The following is a 17,583-nucleotide window of genomic DNA, read 5'->3' on the forward strand; positions in this document are numbered from 1 at the left end:
ATTCCCCTACCTTCCCTGCTGTCCGTTGTTAGGTCTTTGTCCGGGACCTGGACCGGGACCTGGACCCATTCCCGGTATCTGTACAGGACCAAAAAGGCCATTATTTTCTTTGTCATCGGACTTACCATTTTTTGTTTTATCGCTGATAGGCATGATAACAGAGTCGCCTTCTTCCAAACCAGAAATAATCTTATAATAAGTGTCGTCATAGTCTTCCACTCTGATTTTCTTGAGCTCGGGACGATTGCTATCATCAGAAGGAGCCAGAAGAACGTAAAACTCATCATTTTTGGTAGAAACGGCCTTCTTTTCTATGAGCAATATTTTTTCAGATTCGGAAGTAATAATCTCGCCTGAGAAAGAAAAACCAGGTTTTATAACATCAGGAACAGAATCCAAGATAATTTTCACGGAAACAGCAGCAATTCCCTGACTGTTAACAGTAGCATATGGTGCAATGTAATCCACATAGCCATATACTTCCACATCGGGGATGACATCAAAAATAAATTTTACTTTTTGGCCTTCTCTAACTTGGGTAATATCAATTTCATCTACACTGACCTCTGCCATAAGCTTACTTGGGTCTAGAACACGTGCAATAATTTCATTCTCAGAGATAAAGGCTCCTTCTTCCACACTAAAATCCGTAATTATCCCATTGGCAGGGCTATATACACTTTGATGTAAAAGATTACTACTTTCTATTTTTACCTTAAGACGAGCCAGAGAAATTTCTGACTCAGAACCAGAAACCTCCGCTTCACTCAAGCTTAAAATAGCATTTTCAAGATTGTATTTCTGCTCAATATCATCTAGTTTCAAAAGAAGCTCACCTTTGTTTACAGTATCTCCATCGGTGACAAATACAGAAGTAACAATTCCAGAACCATAGGAAACAACATCATAATCATACATTGCTTCTACATTACCAGAAATATCAACTGTCTCACTACTAACCTTGCTTATAACCTTAAAGATATTTGGGACATTGGGAGAAGAAGTAGCCTTCTTCTGTCTAGCTATCATAAAAAAGGATATGATTGCTACAACAATAATAACAATAAGAACTATAAACAATACTGTCTTTTTTTTTCTTGTCATTAGAATTCCTCCAGTAAAAAATCTCTTTTTATTTGATAAAACAAAGACAACATATTAATCTTCGCTATAACAAGATCATAATTAGCTTCATCTATCTCTCTTTGACTATTTTTTACATCCAACTCAGAAGCAGCGCCTTTCTCAAATGCGGCATTAACAAGCTGATACTCTTCTTTTGATAGAATCAGATTTTCTCTAGCAAACTCTATATCCTCCTTATATTGTTGATACAATAATTTACAATCTTTTATATTGTTTTCTGCAGAATAAATTTCTAATTCTTCCTTTAATCTAGCCTCTTCAAGACTATTTTGCCTTTCACGCACATCTTTATTAGTTGTATCAATATTTATTCCTAGTCCTATAGCCATAGATAATGAGCTAGATGAAATATTATAATTTAAAGATATAGAAGCTGTAGAAGATCCAAGATATAAATTTGCTCCGGACTCAACAATTCCCTCTTCGTATCCAGAATTAGAAAAAACAATCTTACATCCTCCCAAAAGACTTATTTCTGGTATGGGGTTTACAGCATCCTGATAATCCGCTTCTGTTTTTTCTGTGTATTTACTCGCTAAAATATAAGAAAAAGATAACTTACTATCTTCCGGAATATCAAATTCACTTTCATCTATCTCCGGAATTTCATCAGTTCCTGTGAGGCTTTTATACATAGATCTTTTAATTTTAAGAGATGAAATAAGATTTTTCTTAGTATTTACTTGCTTTCTTAGTTCATAATCTTTTTTTCTGAATTCAAGAGAATTTTTATTAGTTGTAGATTTTTTAATAAGATTTATATCATTCTCCAATGAATCAATTTCCGAGTCCACAGCTAAGAGTTCTTTTTTAATCTCTATAATATCTTGTACTATATCTAGAATTTCTAGTGCCAACTCTGCTCTTCTCTTTATTATGTCTTGCTTTACGCTAAGGAGCTGATATTCTAGGGTCACATATTCAGATCTAGAAGAATATGGATATCCTATCAATGGCTGCTCTACAACAATCCCTGGAGAAAAAGAAAAAGAATCATCTATAGTATCAATTGAATATGGCATAGAAATAGAAAATGAAGTACCTAAGCTTCCCCCCATTGATATACCCAAAACAGGAGAAATAGAAATTGAATATCCAGCTGTATCTGCATCTCTAGAGATGAAAATCAAACTATTGTCATAATCATCGTAAGATTCTCCTTGTAAAGATATATTTAGTCCTTCTGGCTCTAGATCAAGAAGACTATTTTCTTTCTGTAAATTTAGTATTTTATACTCCTTATCAATGGATAAGGCTGCATCCAATACAGAAGAAAAATCCAGAGAACTAATAGAAGATAAAAACCCAAATAAGAATAAAACCAAAGTTATCCTATATCTCACCATACAATACTCCGAGTATTTTTACTCTATTTGACAATATGGAATGTAAAAATATTCCATCATATAATTAAAAATGGAATAAAAAAGATTAAAAACTTGTCTAATATAATAAGATGAGTAAAAATAACTACAGGGAAATAAGGTGTGGACAACATAATAAAAGCAGCAAAAAACGGAGATAAAAAGGCTTTTTCTATGATAGTGGAAAAATATAAAGATGATGTTGCCAAAACAATAGCAGGAATCACAGGCAAAACAGGCGATATAGAAGATATAGGACAGGATGTATTTATAAAACTTTATAAAAATATAAAAAATTTCAAGGGAGATTCTTCCATAAAAACATATATCATAAGAATAGCAATAAATGAAAGCTTAAATTATAAAAAAAAGAAAGCAAAAAGGCAGGAATCTCATCTTATAGAAGAAATCTCTGCTGCGGAAGAAAAGAATAATGTCCTGGAAAAGCAGATAATAAATACTGTCATGAAAAGGCTCAACAAAAAACACAGAACACTTCTAACCCTTTTTTACATAAATGATATGCCTGTCAAAGAAATCGCAATGACTCTTAATATACCCGAGGGAACAGTATTGTCTGGACTTAGTAGAGCAAGAAAAAAATTTAAGGAAATATACAGAACTCTTGAGGAGGAAAGTGATGAATGATGATAAGATATATAAAAAGTTAAAGACTTTTGCCAATATACAATTTTCTTCTGATTTTACACAAAAATTAATGGAAAAAATAGAGAATATAGATTTACAAACAAACAATTTTAAAGAGAAAACATTTGAGCTATGGGAATATATTACAACTATGGCAAAACCAGTCATAATGGCAGCTTCTTTAGGAATAATACTGTCTTTCTCCTCTTTAATATTTCTCAACACAGTAGAAAAAAGCGATACAGCAGAACAAATTGCAGGAATATTGGTAGAAAACACTATAAGTGAGGTTTTAAAATGAAAAAAGAAAAAATAATAGCAATATCAATAATAATTCTTATTTTTATCTCCGGGATAGTTGCAGGATTCTCAGGTTCTATTTTTTATTTTAGAAATAATCCAGAAGCTATGAGAATATTATGGAAAAAACCCCAAACAGACGATATTCTACAGAAAAGGATACTAAATCTTCTTAATTTGAACAGCACACAAGAAGAAAAAATAACAGAGATAACAGAAAAATATGACAAAATAATAAAAGAAAAAGAAAAGGCGCTCAGAAAAGAAGTTTTTACCGAACTTACAAATATGTATTCTGAGCTAAAAACAATACTTAACACAGAACAGCAAAAAAAGTTGGAAGAAATAATATTTTCCAGAAGGGGCAAAGACTATATACCGCCTCCCCCTCCTGAAAGATAGAACACTACTCCCACTCTATTGTTGCAGGAGGTTTGCTGGAAACATCATATACCACTCTACCAATCGATTTTACTCTATTGGTAATCATGGCAGAAATTTCTAGCAAATCCTTCATGGGAAAAGGATAAGCATCAGCAGTCATACCATCGCTGGAAACAACAGCCCGCAAGGCAAGTACATAGCCGTAATGTCTGTCATCTCCAGTAACACCTACTGACTTTACAGGAAGAAGAACCGCAAAAGCCTGCCATATGTCATTATAGAGTCCGCGATTTTTTAATTCGTTTATGTATATATAGTCAGCTTCTCGTAAAATTTCGCATTTTTCTTTGGTAACTTCACCCAAAATTCTTACAGCAAGCCCAGGTCCGGGAAAGGGATGCCTCTCAAGAACTGACTCTGATATACCAATAAAACGGCCTAATCTTCTTACCTCGTCCTTATAAAGCATAGAGAGAGGCTCTATTATCTTATTTTCTCTTCTCTTTTGTTCTACAAGAGGAGATCTTACATTATGATGGGATTTTATGACCTTGGCTTTGCTACCTACGCCCTTGCCGGATTCTATCATATCCGTATAAAGAGTACCTTGCGCCAAAAAGGAAGCATTGACATTCCTTTTTTCTATTTCTTCCTGTTGTATTTTTATAAAAAGATCACCTATTATTCTTCTTTTCTCTTCTGGATCTTCCTTACCTTTTAGAGCAGAAAGAAATTTTTCTTCTGCATTTACTATATACAGATTCTTTGCTCCCAATCTTTTTAAATTTTCTTCTACCTCTATTGTTTCATTCTTTCTCATAAGTCCGGTATCAACATACATAAGATGTACTTGCGCTGGAGGAAGAGCTTTGAGAAGGATACCGGCAACAACAGTGGAATCAACGCCACCAGAAATAAGCAAAAGGACATCTTCGTCCCCGACTTGTTTTTTTATATCTTGTGAAACATCATCAAGATAGTTTTGCATTGTCCATTCCTTACGACATCCGCATATATTTATAGCAAAGTTTTCCAGAATCCGAGTGCCATATTCACAGTGTGTTACTTCCGGATGAAATTGTATTCCATAGATGGGAAGGTTTTTGTGCTTAAAAGCTGCTATAATATTATTCTCAGACCTTGCACATACTTTATACAATTCTGGAAGTTCTACAATAGTATCTCCGTGGCTCATCCAGGATATAAACTCCTGAGGAACATTCTGAAACAGGTCAAAAGAATTATCAAAGTGTAATCTTGCACGTCCATATTCTCTATGGTCAAGTGGCATGACCTTACCACCATTAAGATGTGTTATCTGCTGAGCACCGTAACATATTCCGAGAACTGGAACTCCAATATCAAACACTCTGTTATCTACATGCGGTGAATCTTTATCATACACAGAATAAGGAGAACCAGATAAAATTATGCCTTTTACATCTTCCATAATTTTATCCGTAATTTTTGTATCTCCAGGAAGAATCTCGGAATATACCCCAATATCTCTTATTCTTCTGGCAATAAGCTGGCAGGTTTGCCCTCCAAAGTCTAGGACTAGTATTTTTTCCATAAATCCTTTCTCATTATAGTTTTATCTCTATCTTTTCCTACGGAAACAATAACTATATCCGTACCTGTATATTCTTCTATAAATTTAACATAGTCTATGGCTTCTTGGGGAAAGGACTTATAGTCTTTATAGACGGATAAATCCTTTTTCCATCCCTTAAAATATTTGATAACAGGTTTTGCAGACTCCAGCTCTGATATTGTTGTAGGGAATTCTGTTGTTTCTTCTCCGTTTATTTCATACGCTACACATAAGCCGATTTTGTCAAAACTGTCATATGTATCAAGATGGGTTAGAACCAGTCCGTCTAGCTGATTGGCTTCGCATGCATATTTTAGCGCAACAAGATCAAGATAGCCGCATCTCCTTGCTCTGCCGGTAGTAGTCCCGTACTCGTTGCCTATTTCTCTTATGCTTTCCTCAATGGCTTTTTCTTCCTCGGAAAACTCACTAGGAAATGGGCCATTACCTACTCTGGTAGAATATGCCTTAAAAACACCATATACAGCATCGATAGCTCTGGGACCTACTCCGCTACCCTGGCATGCCCCAGCAGCAGCTGATATGCCGGAAGAAACAAAAGGATATGTTCCCATATCTATATCAAGCATAAACCCTTGTGCGCCTTCAAAAAGAACGTTTTTTTCCCTATAATTTCTCATAAATGGGACCATCTTTACAATAAGAGGTTTTATTTTATCCAGATATGGAGAAATATAATCTTTTTCTTCTTCTGTTAACATGCTTTTTATATCCGGATCAAACAAATCTGCTATTCTTATGCCATCTCTGGAAGCTTTCTTACTGTAGGTTACGCCTATTCCTCTGCCAGTTGTACCTATAGGTCGTCTTCTCATCTTTTCTGTCATAACGTCTTCTTCTTTATATTTGGGGAAGACCACATGAGCCCTATCAGATATAAAAACGCGACCGGTCCAATCAATGCCATTTTGTTCCAATTCTTCCAGTTCTTTAAAAAGAGACTCCAAATCTATTACCATGCCTGTTCCAAGGATAACCTTTGTTTCTGGATATATTATCCCAGAAGGAATCAAGTGTAGTTTATACGTTTTTCCAGCATGCACTATTGTATGTCCTGCATTGGCTCCACCTGAGTATCTGACTACAAGATTTGCCCTGCTTGCCAGATAATCAACTATTTTACCCTTTCCTTCGTCCCCCCATTGTGCTCCTATTACTACTACGTTCATGAAATCTCCTATTTAATATTTTCTATCTGGAATAATTGGGTGGCTCCTGAGTTATTGTCACATCGTGGGCATGACTTTCCCTCAGTCCCGCATTGGTTATTTTTATAAATCTCTTATAGTTTCTAAGCTCTTCCAGTGTCTTGCATCCGCAATATCCCATACCTTTCTTAAGACCTGATACCAACTGATGTAGATAAGCAGAGAGCTCTCCCTTATAAGGTACTCGTCCCTCTACCCCCTCAGGTACAGGCTCCTCTCCCTGTGCCATCTGATATCTGTCTCCTGAGCCTTCTTTTATTGCTCCTATGGACCCCATGCCTCTGTAGGATTTAAATATCCTTCCCTCATATATGATCTCTCTACCTGGAGCTTCTTTAAGACCTGCAAATAGATTACCAATCATTACGGCATGGGCACCGGCTCCTATTGCCTTGACAATATCACCAGAAAACTTGATGCCACCGTCTGCAATTACCGGTATATTATGTTTTGAGGCTTCTTCCGCACATTCCAATACAGCTGAAAACTGTGGCATACCTATACCCGCTACTATTCTGGTTGTACATATAGAACCTGGACCTACTCCAACCTTGATAATATCAGCTCCGGCATCAATGAGATGTCTGACACCCTCTGCAGTAGCGACATTACCTCCTATCACTGGAACAGGATAGCTTGTCTTAAGTTTTTTTACAGCATTGATAACATTGAGGCTATCCCCATGTGCAGTATCTATTACTACAACATCCACACCAGCTTCAACAAGAAGAGGCATTCTCTTATCTATATCTATTGGTGACACTGCCGCACCTACTATAAGTCTGCCTTTTTTATCCGTAGCGGCGTTGGGATACTTCTGATGTTTTTCTATATCCTTTACAGTAACAAGACCTATAAGTTTTTTATTGCTATCCACAAGGGGCAGTTTTTCTACCTTGTGTTTATCAAATAGTTCCTGCGCCTGATCTATGGATGGACGTCCTTCTTCGTACACAACGTCACGTGTCATAATAGAAGAGACTTCCATACTGTCATCTTTTGAAAAACGCAAGTCTCGTCCTGTTATTATTCCGCACAGTATGCCAGAATCATCTATAACAGGAAGACCGGATATTCCATATCTTGACATTAGAGAACGTGCTACAGAGAGTTTATCGTCATGTTTTACAGTTACTGGCTTATCAATAATCCAATTTAAGAATCTTTTTACAGAACTAACTTGTTCTGCCTGCTCCTGAGGAGAGAGATTTCTGTGTATTATTCCTATTCCTCCCTGCAGAGCAAGGGCTATAGCCAGCTCTTTTTCCGTAACCGTATCCATGGCAGCAGAAATTATAGGAACATTTAGCACAAGTCCTTCTGTCAATCTGGTTTTTACATCTGCCTGAGAAGGCAAAAAATCAGCATAAGCGGGTATAAGAAGAACGTCGTCATAACTCAATGCTTCTTTTATTGTCATTATAATGACTCCTTGATATTTTGCATTTCTTTTTTATAGAGATTTGCAAGGGAAATAGCCTTATCAGTTGCTTTACCCCTATAACGCCATGGCTCAGAGAAGAAAAGCTCAGGATTATCGCCTGTAGTTTCAGCCAGGGCTCTGGCAAGCTTAGACCATAGTTCCTTGTCCTCTTTTAATAGCTCTACAAGTCTTTTGCCAGTCTTTTCTGACTCCAAAGTGAGTTTTCTGATTATCTCATGTCCTTCCCATATTCCTGAGCGTGCCAGGAGTATGTATGCGGCTTCTGCAAGCACAAAGTCTCCCCCCATAGTGAGGTTTGCCTGCATTCTGTCTCTTTCTACACTCAATCCCTTTAGAATTTTGTTCATTCTTGCACAGGCTGCTGCAAATCCTGCAAGGTAATCTGTTATAAACCTTCCGGAGGCGGAGTTAGAAAGATCTCTCTGGTGTTCTGATATTTGATCTGTAAAAAATGTCATAACGCGTGGAGCAAATGCTTTCCAGAGGCTTTTTACATGTTCCGAGTTCCACGGATTCCTTTTGTGGGGCATAGTAGAAGAACCAACCTGTGTGCTACTAAAGTATTCCCTTACTTCTCCTATCTCCGTTCTTTGCAGATGTCTTAAATCATCTGCCAGATTGGCAATTATTCCAAAAGCTATGTTATATTCCAATAACAGTCTTAAAAGATGCTCAGGCTCTACCAACTGGGTAGAATGGTCTGACGGCAACAGAGCCAGTCTGTCCATTATCTTTTTTTCTAATTCTATCGGATCTTTTACAAGTACGCTTGTTGCATTGTAGGCTCCAACAGCACCGGCAAACTTGCCTCTAAGATCGCTTACCAACTCTGATATCTTTTTTATGGATTTTCCTAGTCTGGAAACGTATTCTGCAATAGCAAATCCAAATGTTATAGGAACTGCGTGCTGTCCGTGTGTTCTTCCCACCTGAGCTGTCTCAGCTTCTTTTTCTGCTATTTCTATAAGTCTTTCTTCTACTTCTATAAGGAGGGGCAGAAGAACCTCTCTTGTCACATCACGGTATCGCAATGCAGCTGCCGTATCCATTATGTCTACCGATGTGGCACCGAGGTGTACATATGGTCTTATGTCCTCAGGAAGATACCTCATATAGACATTGACTAGTGCTCTTATATTGTGTTGAGTTTTTTCTTCTTCCAGGTATACATCTGAGGGGTCTACTTTTTTTGTCGCTTCTTTTACTGTTTTTTCCAATTCTGGAGTAAGAAGTCCTTTTATGGACAGATGTGTAAGAACAAGGGCTTCTTCTACTTGGAGAAGATATTTTACTGTTGCTTCTTCGCTTAGATACAACGAGAGTTTTTCAAATAATTCTCTGTTGGCAAGATAATATCTGTGATCCAACGGAGAGATGTTCTTGTAAAGAGATCGTAAGTCTTTATTTTCCATGTGCTCATATTGTCAAATTTGCCTGCTTTTGTCAAAGATAATTGACTGCTTTGAGAGTTTTTTCCTTATCTAAAAGTTTTGAAAAATAGTTTGTGCAACAAGGGCAGCTAGACTTAAGGAGAGCTGCCCGTTCGGTATAAATTATTTTTCCATTTATCTTGGCAGATTGTTTCATACAGGCTAAACTGCACTTATGAGAAGGTTTGTATTCTTACTTGTTTTTTTATATCTTCTATCCTCATGTTCCGGAAAGTCATCTTACTACGGTTTCCCTGCAAAGGGTCCTATCATAGAATATTCTACGGGTATTGAGGCTTCATCAGAGCAAAATACGGGTAGACTCGACAATATAGAGTCCAATCTCAGCCCATACATCTCTATTCCAGATGATTATGTTATTGTGGATATTATTCAGACCAATCTGGATATAGATGGTGATGAAGAACAGGTAATCGCTTATAAGAAGAAAAATGATGCAGCAAGCAGGATAGAGCTTGCGGTTGTAGATTATGACAGCCTTAGGGAGGTTTACAGGCGGGCATGGTCCACTGTTCTAGAGGCTGTTAATCCACACTTTTTTAGTGTTACACCTATGGACATAACAGGAAACCATATCAATGAGCTTATTGTAGAGGGAATAGATGCTCGCGGCGAGCAAGTGTTTACCATATACCAGAGAGAGCTTTCTCCATGGGGAATTTCTCTTATCTATTCTACCATTTTTGATATAAGGACAAAAGGAAAGGTTGAAATTCTGCATAAAAACAGATCTGCAGCATATTCCAGAGGTCAAGCTGACGGGGAAGCTTTTGATTTGCAAGTCACTCAGGAGCTTTCTGACAATAGTGAGAAGAATATAATAACAACAACGGTTTACAAATGGAATCCTCTCAACAGAACATACGAAAAGGCAGGCTATACGGAAGAGAACAAGAAGATAGAATCCGATGATTTAAAAAAGCTCTTTGAAGGCACAGCAAATGATATTGAGACCTTTCTCTCGGGACCATGGTTTAAAGAATCGGGCAGTAAGCGCCTTTTTGTAGATTTTGACCTACAAAATAGAGAGATAACCTTTTTCTCAACCGATATTCAAGAAGCATATATTTGGAAAAGCTCAGTAAAAAATATCTACAGCGGACTTGGAATCAATGCAAGGAGCAAAATTCTTGCCAATTTGTCACAATATTTCTACGTTACAATTACAGATGAAAACACAATAAAAATATCAGCAAGCAATCTGCAAACACAGGACACATTCTCATGGTCGGGAACGTATTCTCGCCTAACCTACGGATTGCAAAAAAGCCTTCTAAAGTATGAGTACATCCCTATACTTGGAGCAAGTTATCTGTCCGGACGTTTTTATAACGAAACCAGCGGCGGAGAAATTATATTCTACACACCCAACAGAATAAAAATAATATCACCTGATAAAAACATAGAAGGATATTATACAATATACAAAATAAAAGACCATACAATCCTTGAGATAAGAATAAAGGATACTCAGAAAAGACTTTACTACAGCCTCCTGTATACCGAAACCAACACAGACATAGGAAAAAAGAAAGAAATAACCCTCACACCAGTCACCCTTAAAGCCAGAGAAATAACACCAATACCAGGAGAACTATCAACCACATTGCAGCAACTAGAAACAAAAAAACAATAAACCGAACGGCGCTGACTACAGTCATCGCCTTTTTACAAAAAACTTATAACTGCTTATAACCATCTAGGAAATCCGCAAGCCTATTAATAGCCTCTTCCAATGTGTCCTTATCAGGCAAAAAAACAATTCTAAGATGATCGGGTTTTGGCCAGTTAAAACCTGTTCCCTGAACCACAAGAATTTTCTTTTCCCTCAGCAAATCAAGAACAAAACGCTCATCATCTTTTATGGAAAACTTTTCAATATCCAAGCGTGGAAAACAATAGAGAGCACCGGCAGGTTTCCTACAGCTTACACCCGGAATCCGGTTGAGCATCTCATAACACAAATCGCGCTGCTCATGCAACCTGCCCCCCGGAGCAACAAGATCATCTATACTCTGATATCCACCAAGAGCAGTCTGAATACCGTACTGAGCTGGAACATTGCTACAAAGCCTCATGCTAGAAAGAAGATTGAGCCCTTCTATATAATCTTCTGCAATAGAGCGTTTACCACTCAACATCATCCACCCACCTCTAAGGCCGGCACCTCTATAAGCCTTAGAAAGACCATTAAAAGTTATACACAGAACATCCTCGGCTATCAACGACATAGGCTTATACGATTTTTTTGCATCATCATCATATATAATCTTTTCATAAATCTCATCCGCCATTATTACTAACTGATGCTCGCAAGCAATTTTATAAATCTCCTCCATAACAGAAGCAGGATAAACAGCTCCCGTAGGATTATTGGGATTAATAACAACTATAGCCTTAGTTCTAGGAGTTATTTTTTCTCTTATATCTTTTATGTCAGGAATCCAATCGCTTTCTTCGTCGCAAACATAATGCACAGGTCTGCCTCCGGCAAGCCTTGTAGCAGCAGTCCATAAGGGATAATCTGGAGAAGGAATAAGAACCTCATCTTCATCATTGAGAAGAGCCTGGAGACTTATAGTAATAAGCTCGCTAACACCGTTACCAATAAAAATATAATCAGTATCAGCATCAAAAACACCCTTAGCCTGATAATATTGCATTACAGCCTTTCTCGCAGGGAAAATACCTTTACTGTCGGAATAGCCCTGAGCATTGGGCATATTTATTATCATATCATGGATAATCTCATCTGGCGCAAAAAGACCAAACGGAGCGGGATTACCGATATTAAGCTTAAGAATATTAAACCCCTCCTCCTCAAGCCTTTTTGCCTCATGCATAACAGGCCCTCTTATGTCATAACAAATATCATCAAGCTTGTGAGATTTTATAATTTTTTTCATGCAAATATCCACTCAACAGAATCTTGTATCAATCCTGACATCATAAGTACATATATATCAGCTTTTTCTTTCTCAATCAACTTAAAAATTTTTTCTTTTTTTACATCCTCTTTAAAAGACTTCTTATGCTTACTCACAAAGTCGGCAATCTCCTTATCAGTACCAGAAAAAGCATTGAGATTATATAGAGCAAGTAAAACAACAATAGATTCCCGTGCATAAGAAAGCAATGACAAAAGCTCTTGCTTTGCAAGAGTATAATCTCCTGTTAAGAGTATCCCATATATATAGAACCACCCTGCCCAATCACGCAATCTACCTTTCTGTTTCACAGTTATATCTTTATAATAAGGAATAATTATATCTGGATCCTGGGATTTAATATACGGCAACCCTAGCTCAATACAAAAAGCATCCTTTAGTACAGGTTTATGACTAAGTAATAAAGACAACTCGGAAATATAATCAAACCTGTTTTTTAAAACACTCAAAAGTATAAAAAGTTTTATATCATCGTACTTTAATTTGTTTTTATTTATAATAGAATCATATAAAAGCACAAGAAGATTATCCCAATTTTCCTCCTCCAGATAAGAAAACATTCTTCTGTTTTTTGTATAAAAAACAACAAGAACAATAAGCAAAACAGCAAGCAACAACAATAAATACCAATTAGAAGACCAAAATGAAAAAGCATAATCAGAACCAAGTACCCCAAAAGGCAAAAATAGAAGAACAAGAGAGGAGAAAATTATAAGTCCTACAAAGACAATGAAAAGTATCTTAAATTTCACAGTAAATTCTCCTATAATAATAAAGAGTGTACATTATAGAAACAGGGCGGTCAACATAATGAAAGAAATATCGATATCGGAGTTAAAACCCGGGACATATTCTACAGAAGATGTATATCTTGATCAGGAATATATACTTCTAAATACCGATTTACCAATAAAACAAGAACTAATACACAGACTCATCCAATGGAACTTTACATCAGTATTCACAACGGGAGAATTTATAGAAAATAGTATTGGTACCACTCCAAAAGAAAAAGATTTTACAGAAGAAAACAAACAAAAAGCATCTCTAAGCACAGAAATATCAGAACAGAATGAAATAAAAGAAGTAAGAGAATATTTTACGGAACTTGTAAATAAGTGTGAAAACATATTTTCTTCTTTTTTAAATAATCAGAAAATAGGACCCAATACAACAACAGAGATCGCAAAAAACATAATAAATGCAGTAAAAACAAAGCAGCCTTTTATATTTAGATTACAGGAGCTTGAAGATAATACAAGGAATTATCTGGTCATTCATTCTGCCAAAACAGCTATTCTTGCAGCAGGATTGGGACTGAGGCTGCAAATGCCTCAACATAAGCTTGTGGACCTTGTAACAGCTGCCTTATTGCATGAGATAGGCATGATAAGACTTCCGTCCAAGCTTTATCTGGCAAAAAGAAGGCTATCGCCGGAAGAAAAAAAGGCTATAACAGCACATCCTGTGATAGGTTATAAACTACTAAAACAGTTTGGCTTTCCGCTTCAGGTCTGTCTGGCTGTTCTGGAACACCATGAACATCTCGACGGTACTGGGTACCCAAGAGCCTTAAAAGATGTCCAAATATCAAAAGAAGCCAGAATTATAGGAATATGTACAAGCTATGCAGCCTTCACATCAGAACGTCCCTACAGACCAGCAGTAACAGGACACAACAGTCTACTAGATATGCTCAAATTATCAGGAAAATGGTATGACGAAACTCTTCTGCGCTCTCTTATTTTTATGATTTCCCTGTTTCCCATAGGTACATATGTAATGCTCCAATCAGGAGCAAAAGGTATTGTAATGGAATCCAATCCAGAAAATCCAAGATGCCCAATTGTAAAGCTCTTGTATAATGAAAACGGAGCAAGGCTTAAAGACCCTCTCATAATAAGGACAGACGATGGAGCTAACACCATAAGACGCGCACTTGCCCCCAAAGAAATAGAAGCTCTCAAATAATAGTTTATTTTCAATTGACATATTCCTGCTTTCTCAGTAGCCTATCCACCTGCAAATTAGGAGGATTTATGCAGACAGCCTATCGAGAACGCAACAATACAGAAACTTTACTTGCAGCAGACAGTTTTGCAGATATAACAGACATTCTGGGAGAAATAAGAGACCCTCTTCTTATATCAAAAACTACCTACCTTGATGATAAACACCCTCTCAGAAAAGATGCCATATTGATTATGGATGCAATTGCCTCCATAACTAACGGAATATTAGATAATTCTTTGATACAAGAATTGTATAAAATAGAAAAAAACTCTCCCTTCTATTCCTGGCAGCAATTTACACTTGCACTATACTACATCTATAAGACCAATACCATAAAAGCAAGGGAATGCATACAAAACATAGATAAAAAAAGTCCATTAAAAATAATGATACCCATATTAACTGCGCTAACAGAAGATAAAGACTGCGAAGCAGAAGAAGAAAAAAAATTTCTTAATCATATATGTCAGGATACAGGCCTCATAAAAGATATATTTATAGAAACAGAAAGAGCACTAGAAGATGACAGAGTTCAGGAAGCAGAACAATTTGCATGTCTTTTGATACAGGAACTCAATAAAATTGATAGAACACATACAGAAAAAACAGCAATAGCCCTTATTCTGGAATTTGACAAGAGAGATTATAATGCAGAAATTTTCACGGATACTCTACATCATATCATAGGCAAAAAAGAAACAAAAAGACTGTTGGCACTTGCATATTTGGAAGAAAATCCAGAAATCAGTCTCATGGCTTGGATGCAATATACCATTATTATGTTAAAGGAAGAAAGTATACATGAGAACACAATAAATATATTAAAAATAATTCATACTCTATTGGAATTTATAAACAACAATATTCCTAATACCAATTTTGTTAATGCATACCTGACATATTTAAAAGAGATCAATGCCATATTATCCATAGATTATCCAAAACTTTGTTTTTCTTCCTCAGAAGAATTTTCATTGATAGAATGGGAAAAAAAACTCAGACAAGTCCTTGGCATAAAAAAATCAGTAAAGCTAAAAAAAGACATAACAAAGAAAAAAAGCCACACCAAAACAGAGCAATTGGAATTTGATTTCTAATTTTGTATTGAATCAAAAATTACTTTTACTATACTTAAATTGGGACAAAGATATGACATATGACGAGCTTACAAAACTGACAAAAGAAAAAAACATATTAGAAAGAAACAAAATAGATATAAAAAAACTTACACAACAAGAAGTTGTAGAAATTATAGGGGACAAGAGACTAATATTACTGATAACTCCATCAGTAGAAAAAAGTCTGGCAAAACTTGCAAATGAGATTCCCAGGAGATTAAAGTTTACAGGGCCACGCCCATGGCTTGATAAGCTCTACAAAGAAAACCAACAGCAAGGAGAAGAAGGAAATGACAAAGGTTCTGATAAGTCTGCCATATAAACATGAAATAAAAATAGATTACGGCACAAGAATCAAAGATATTTTTGAAGAATACATGCCAGAAACCAAAGCAATAGCAGCGCGAGTTAACAACGAGCTTGTAAGTCTTTCATATAAGGTAGAATTTAACAGCATTATAGAACCAATATCACTGGAGGACAAAGAAGGAAATATAATATACAAAGCTACATTATGTTTTATCCTTGCTATGGCGACCCAAGAAGACCGGATAATAACTGAGCTTGTCATAGGCCATTCCCTAGGGGACGGATACTATTATACAAAAAGAGATTTTTCAGACATTTCCGAGCAAAAAATAAAACAGCTAGAAAAAAAAATGAGAGAAATTATCTCAGGTAATCTTGAAATAAAAAGAACCGTATTATCATATCAGGATGCCATAGAACTTTTTAAAAAGAGAGGACAATATCAGACGGAAAAACTTCTAAAATTTAAAAATCAAAATAAAATACCGGTATATAAATGCAACAATTACTATGATATAACAACCGTTGCACTACTCCCCAGAACAGGATATATACAAGACTTCAAACTGCAAAAATACAACAATGGATTCATTCTAAGATTTCCCCAAGAACCAACAAAGAGAATAGACTCTTCCCTATCACCCCCGGAAAAACTATTTGAAATTTACAAGCAGTACAAAGAATGGGGAAAATCCATAGGAGTATCTTCCGTGGGAGATCTTAATACATTTGTTCAAGAAAGAAAGGAAAGAGAATTTATACAAATTGCAGAATATTTACAGGAAACAAAAATATCGCAAATAGCTACAAAATTAGCAGAAGATTCCAATAATGTAAAAATAGTTCTAATAGCAGGACCATCATCATCAGGAAAAACAACATTTTCAAAAAAACTATCCATGTATTTGAGAGTAATGGGCTTAAAGCCACTGGCAATTAGTCTTGATGATTATTTTCAGCCAAGAGAAAAAACTCCGCTTGACGAGGATGGAAATTATGATTTCGAATCATTATATGCTCTAGATTTGGAAGCATTAAACATAGACCTCCTGGCATTGATGGAAGGCAAAGCAATACCAAGAAGGGTCTTTGATTTTAAAAAGGGAGAGCCTAGATATCTGGATAAAAAACTACAAATTCCATCCGATGGTATAATAGTTGTAGAAGGGATACATGCTCTAAATGAGGAATTAACAGCAAAGATTCCCCATGAAAATAAAAAAAAGATATATATATCCGCATTGACCCAACTCAACCTTGACGACCACAATAGAATTCCTACTACTGACAACAGACTTATAAGAAGAATGGTAAGAGATTCACAGTTTAGAGCAAAAACTGCATTGGATACTTTAAAAATGTGGCCATCTGTACGGAGAGGAGAAGAAAGGAATATTTTCCCTTTTCAGGAAGAAGCTGATTTTATATTCAACTCAGCTCTTGACTACGAATTAAGTGTGTTAAAGGTTCTTGCAGAGCCTCTTCTGAGAAGTGTAAAACCATACCACAGAGAATACCTAGAAGCTACCAGATTACTCGGATTTCTGGATAATTTTTTACCCATATCTCCGCAATATGTTCCAGGACGTTCTATACTTAGAGAATTTATAGGAGACAGCGAATTTCACTATTAAA

16 protein-coding genes are annotated in these 17,583 nt (G+C 36.2%); 8 read left to right on the forward strand and 8 right to left on the reverse strand.

Annotated features, from left to right (window positions below; genetic code table 11):
* Nucleotides 1–6: 6 nt before the first annotated feature.
* Nucleotides 7–1,104 carry an efflux RND transporter periplasmic adaptor subunit gene (locus WKV44_09915; protein ID MEM5948855.1) on the reverse strand — a complete coding sequence of 366 codons (1,098 nt, stop codon included), beginning with the start codon at nucleotides 1,102–1,104 and terminating at the stop codon, nucleotides 7–9.
* Nucleotides 1,104–2,492: a TolC family protein gene (locus WKV44_09920; protein ID MEM5948856.1), complete on the reverse strand. Its 1,389-nt coding sequence runs from the start codon at nucleotides 2,490–2,492 to the stop codon at nucleotides 1,104–1,106. Before WKV44_09920 ends, WKV44_09915 begins: the two co-directional genes overlap by 1 nt.
* Before the next feature lie 141 nt (nucleotides 2,493–2,633).
* Between WKV44_09920 and WKV44_09925 the strand changes: the two genes are divergently transcribed.
* The 3 genes from WKV44_09925 to WKV44_09935 are packed head-to-tail and all read left to right on the forward strand — an operon-like array spanning nucleotide 2,634 to nucleotide 3,860.
* Complete coding sequence (locus WKV44_09925) at nucleotides 2,634–3,158, forward strand: RNA polymerase sigma factor (protein MEM5948857.1); 525 nt, start codon at nucleotides 2,634–2,636, stop codon at nucleotides 3,156–3,158.
* Nucleotides 3,151–3,459: a hypothetical protein gene (locus WKV44_09930; GenBank protein ID MEM5948858.1), complete on the forward strand. Its 309-nt coding sequence runs from the start codon at nucleotides 3,151–3,153 to the stop codon at nucleotides 3,457–3,459. The genes WKV44_09925 and WKV44_09930 overlap by 8 nt, the downstream gene beginning before the upstream one ends.
* Nucleotides 3,456–3,860 carry a hypothetical protein gene (locus WKV44_09935; GenBank protein MEM5948859.1) on the forward strand — a complete coding sequence of 135 codons (405 nt, stop codon included), beginning with the start codon at nucleotides 3,456–3,458 and terminating at the stop codon, nucleotides 3,858–3,860. The genes WKV44_09930 and WKV44_09935 overlap by 4 nt, the downstream gene beginning before the upstream one ends.
* A 4-nt stretch (nucleotides 3,861–3,864) precedes the next feature.
* Here the strand turns inward: WKV44_09935 and guaA are convergent, their stop codons facing one another.
* From guaA to WKV44_09955, 4 genes are read right to left on the reverse strand one after another with little or no spacing between them, the layout of a single operon-like run.
* Nucleotides 3,865–5,415 (reverse strand): glutamine-hydrolyzing GMP synthase, encoded by a 1,551-nt coding sequence (gene guaA / locus WKV44_09940; protein ID MEM5948860.1) that lies wholly within the window; start codon nucleotides 5,413–5,415, stop codon nucleotides 3,865–3,867.
* The gene (purA, locus tag WKV44_09945) at nucleotides 5,400–6,626 is read right to left on the reverse strand and encodes an adenylosuccinate synthase (protein ID MEM5948861.1); all 1,227 of its coding nucleotides are present in this window, start codon (nucleotides 6,624–6,626) and stop codon (nucleotides 5,400–5,402) included. The genes guaA and purA overlap by 16 nt, the downstream gene beginning before the upstream one ends.
* A 22-nt stretch (nucleotides 6,627–6,648) precedes the next feature.
* A complete protein-coding gene (gene guaB, locus WKV44_09950; GenBank protein ID MEM5948862.1) occupies nucleotides 6,649–8,085 on the reverse strand; it encodes an IMP dehydrogenase in 1,437 nt (478 codons plus the stop codon).
* Nucleotides 8,085–9,521, reverse strand: a complete 1,437-nt coding sequence (locus tag WKV44_09955; GenBank protein ID MEM5948863.1) for a lyase family protein — start codon at nucleotides 9,519–9,521, stop codon at nucleotides 8,085–8,087. The genes guaB and WKV44_09955 overlap by 1 nt, the downstream gene beginning before the upstream one ends.
* Nucleotides 9,522–9,714: 193 nt before the next feature.
* Here WKV44_09955 and WKV44_09960 point away from each other — a divergent pair, with 193 nt between their 5' ends.
* On the forward strand, nucleotides 9,715–11,196 hold the full coding sequence (locus WKV44_09960; protein ID MEM5948864.1) for a pallilysin-related adhesin: 1,482 nt from the start codon (nucleotides 9,715–9,717) through the stop codon (nucleotides 11,194–11,196).
* Between the two features lie 43 nt (nucleotides 11,197–11,239).
* On the opposite strand, the gene WKV44_09965 is transcribed toward WKV44_09960, so the two are convergent.
* Both WKV44_09965 and WKV44_09970 read right to left on the reverse strand, forming a co-directional pair.
* On the reverse strand, nucleotides 11,240–12,466 hold the full coding sequence (locus tag WKV44_09965; GenBank protein MEM5948865.1) for a pyridoxal phosphate-dependent aminotransferase: 1,227 nt from the start codon (nucleotides 12,464–12,466) through the stop codon (nucleotides 11,240–11,242).
* Nucleotides 12,463–13,260 carry a hypothetical protein gene (locus tag WKV44_09970; GenBank protein ID MEM5948866.1) on the reverse strand — a complete coding sequence of 266 codons (798 nt, stop codon included), beginning with the start codon at nucleotides 13,258–13,260 and terminating at the stop codon, nucleotides 12,463–12,465. The genes WKV44_09965 and WKV44_09970 overlap by 4 nt, the downstream gene beginning before the upstream one ends.
* Nucleotides 13,261–13,318: 58 nt before the next feature.
* Here WKV44_09970 and WKV44_09975 point away from each other — a divergent pair, with 58 nt between their 5' ends.
* The 4 genes from WKV44_09975 to WKV44_09990 all read left to right on the forward strand — a co-directional run bounded on the left by WKV44_09975 (nucleotide 13,319) and on the right by WKV44_09990 (nucleotide 17,582).
* Nucleotides 13,319–14,479: an HD-GYP domain-containing protein gene (locus WKV44_09975; GenBank protein ID MEM5948867.1), complete on the forward strand. Its 1,161-nt coding sequence runs from the start codon at nucleotides 13,319–13,321 to the stop codon at nucleotides 14,477–14,479.
* A gap of 68 nt (nucleotides 14,480–14,547) precedes the next feature.
* Nucleotides 14,548–15,618, forward strand: coding sequence for a hypothetical protein (locus WKV44_09980; GenBank protein MEM5948868.1), 1,071 nt, complete (start codon nucleotides 14,548–14,550; stop codon nucleotides 15,616–15,618).
* Between the two features lie 52 nt (nucleotides 15,619–15,670).
* The gene (locus WKV44_09985; GenBank protein MEM5948869.1) at nucleotides 15,671–15,961 is read left to right on the forward strand and encodes a hypothetical protein; all 291 of its coding nucleotides are present in this window, start codon (nucleotides 15,671–15,673) and stop codon (nucleotides 15,959–15,961) included.
* Nucleotides 15,930–17,582, forward strand: a complete 1,653-nt coding sequence (locus WKV44_09990) for a nucleoside kinase (protein MEM5948870.1) — start codon at nucleotides 15,930–15,932, stop codon at nucleotides 17,580–17,582. Before WKV44_09985 ends, WKV44_09990 begins: the two co-directional genes overlap by 32 nt.
* The last annotated feature ends 1 nt before the right edge of the window (nucleotide 17,583 follow it).

The sequence above is a fragment of the Spirochaetia bacterium 38H-sp genome (assembly GCA_039023545.1).
Classification (GTDB): Bacteria; Spirochaetota; Spirochaetia; order Winmispirales; family Winmispiraceae; genus Rarispira; species Rarispira pelagica.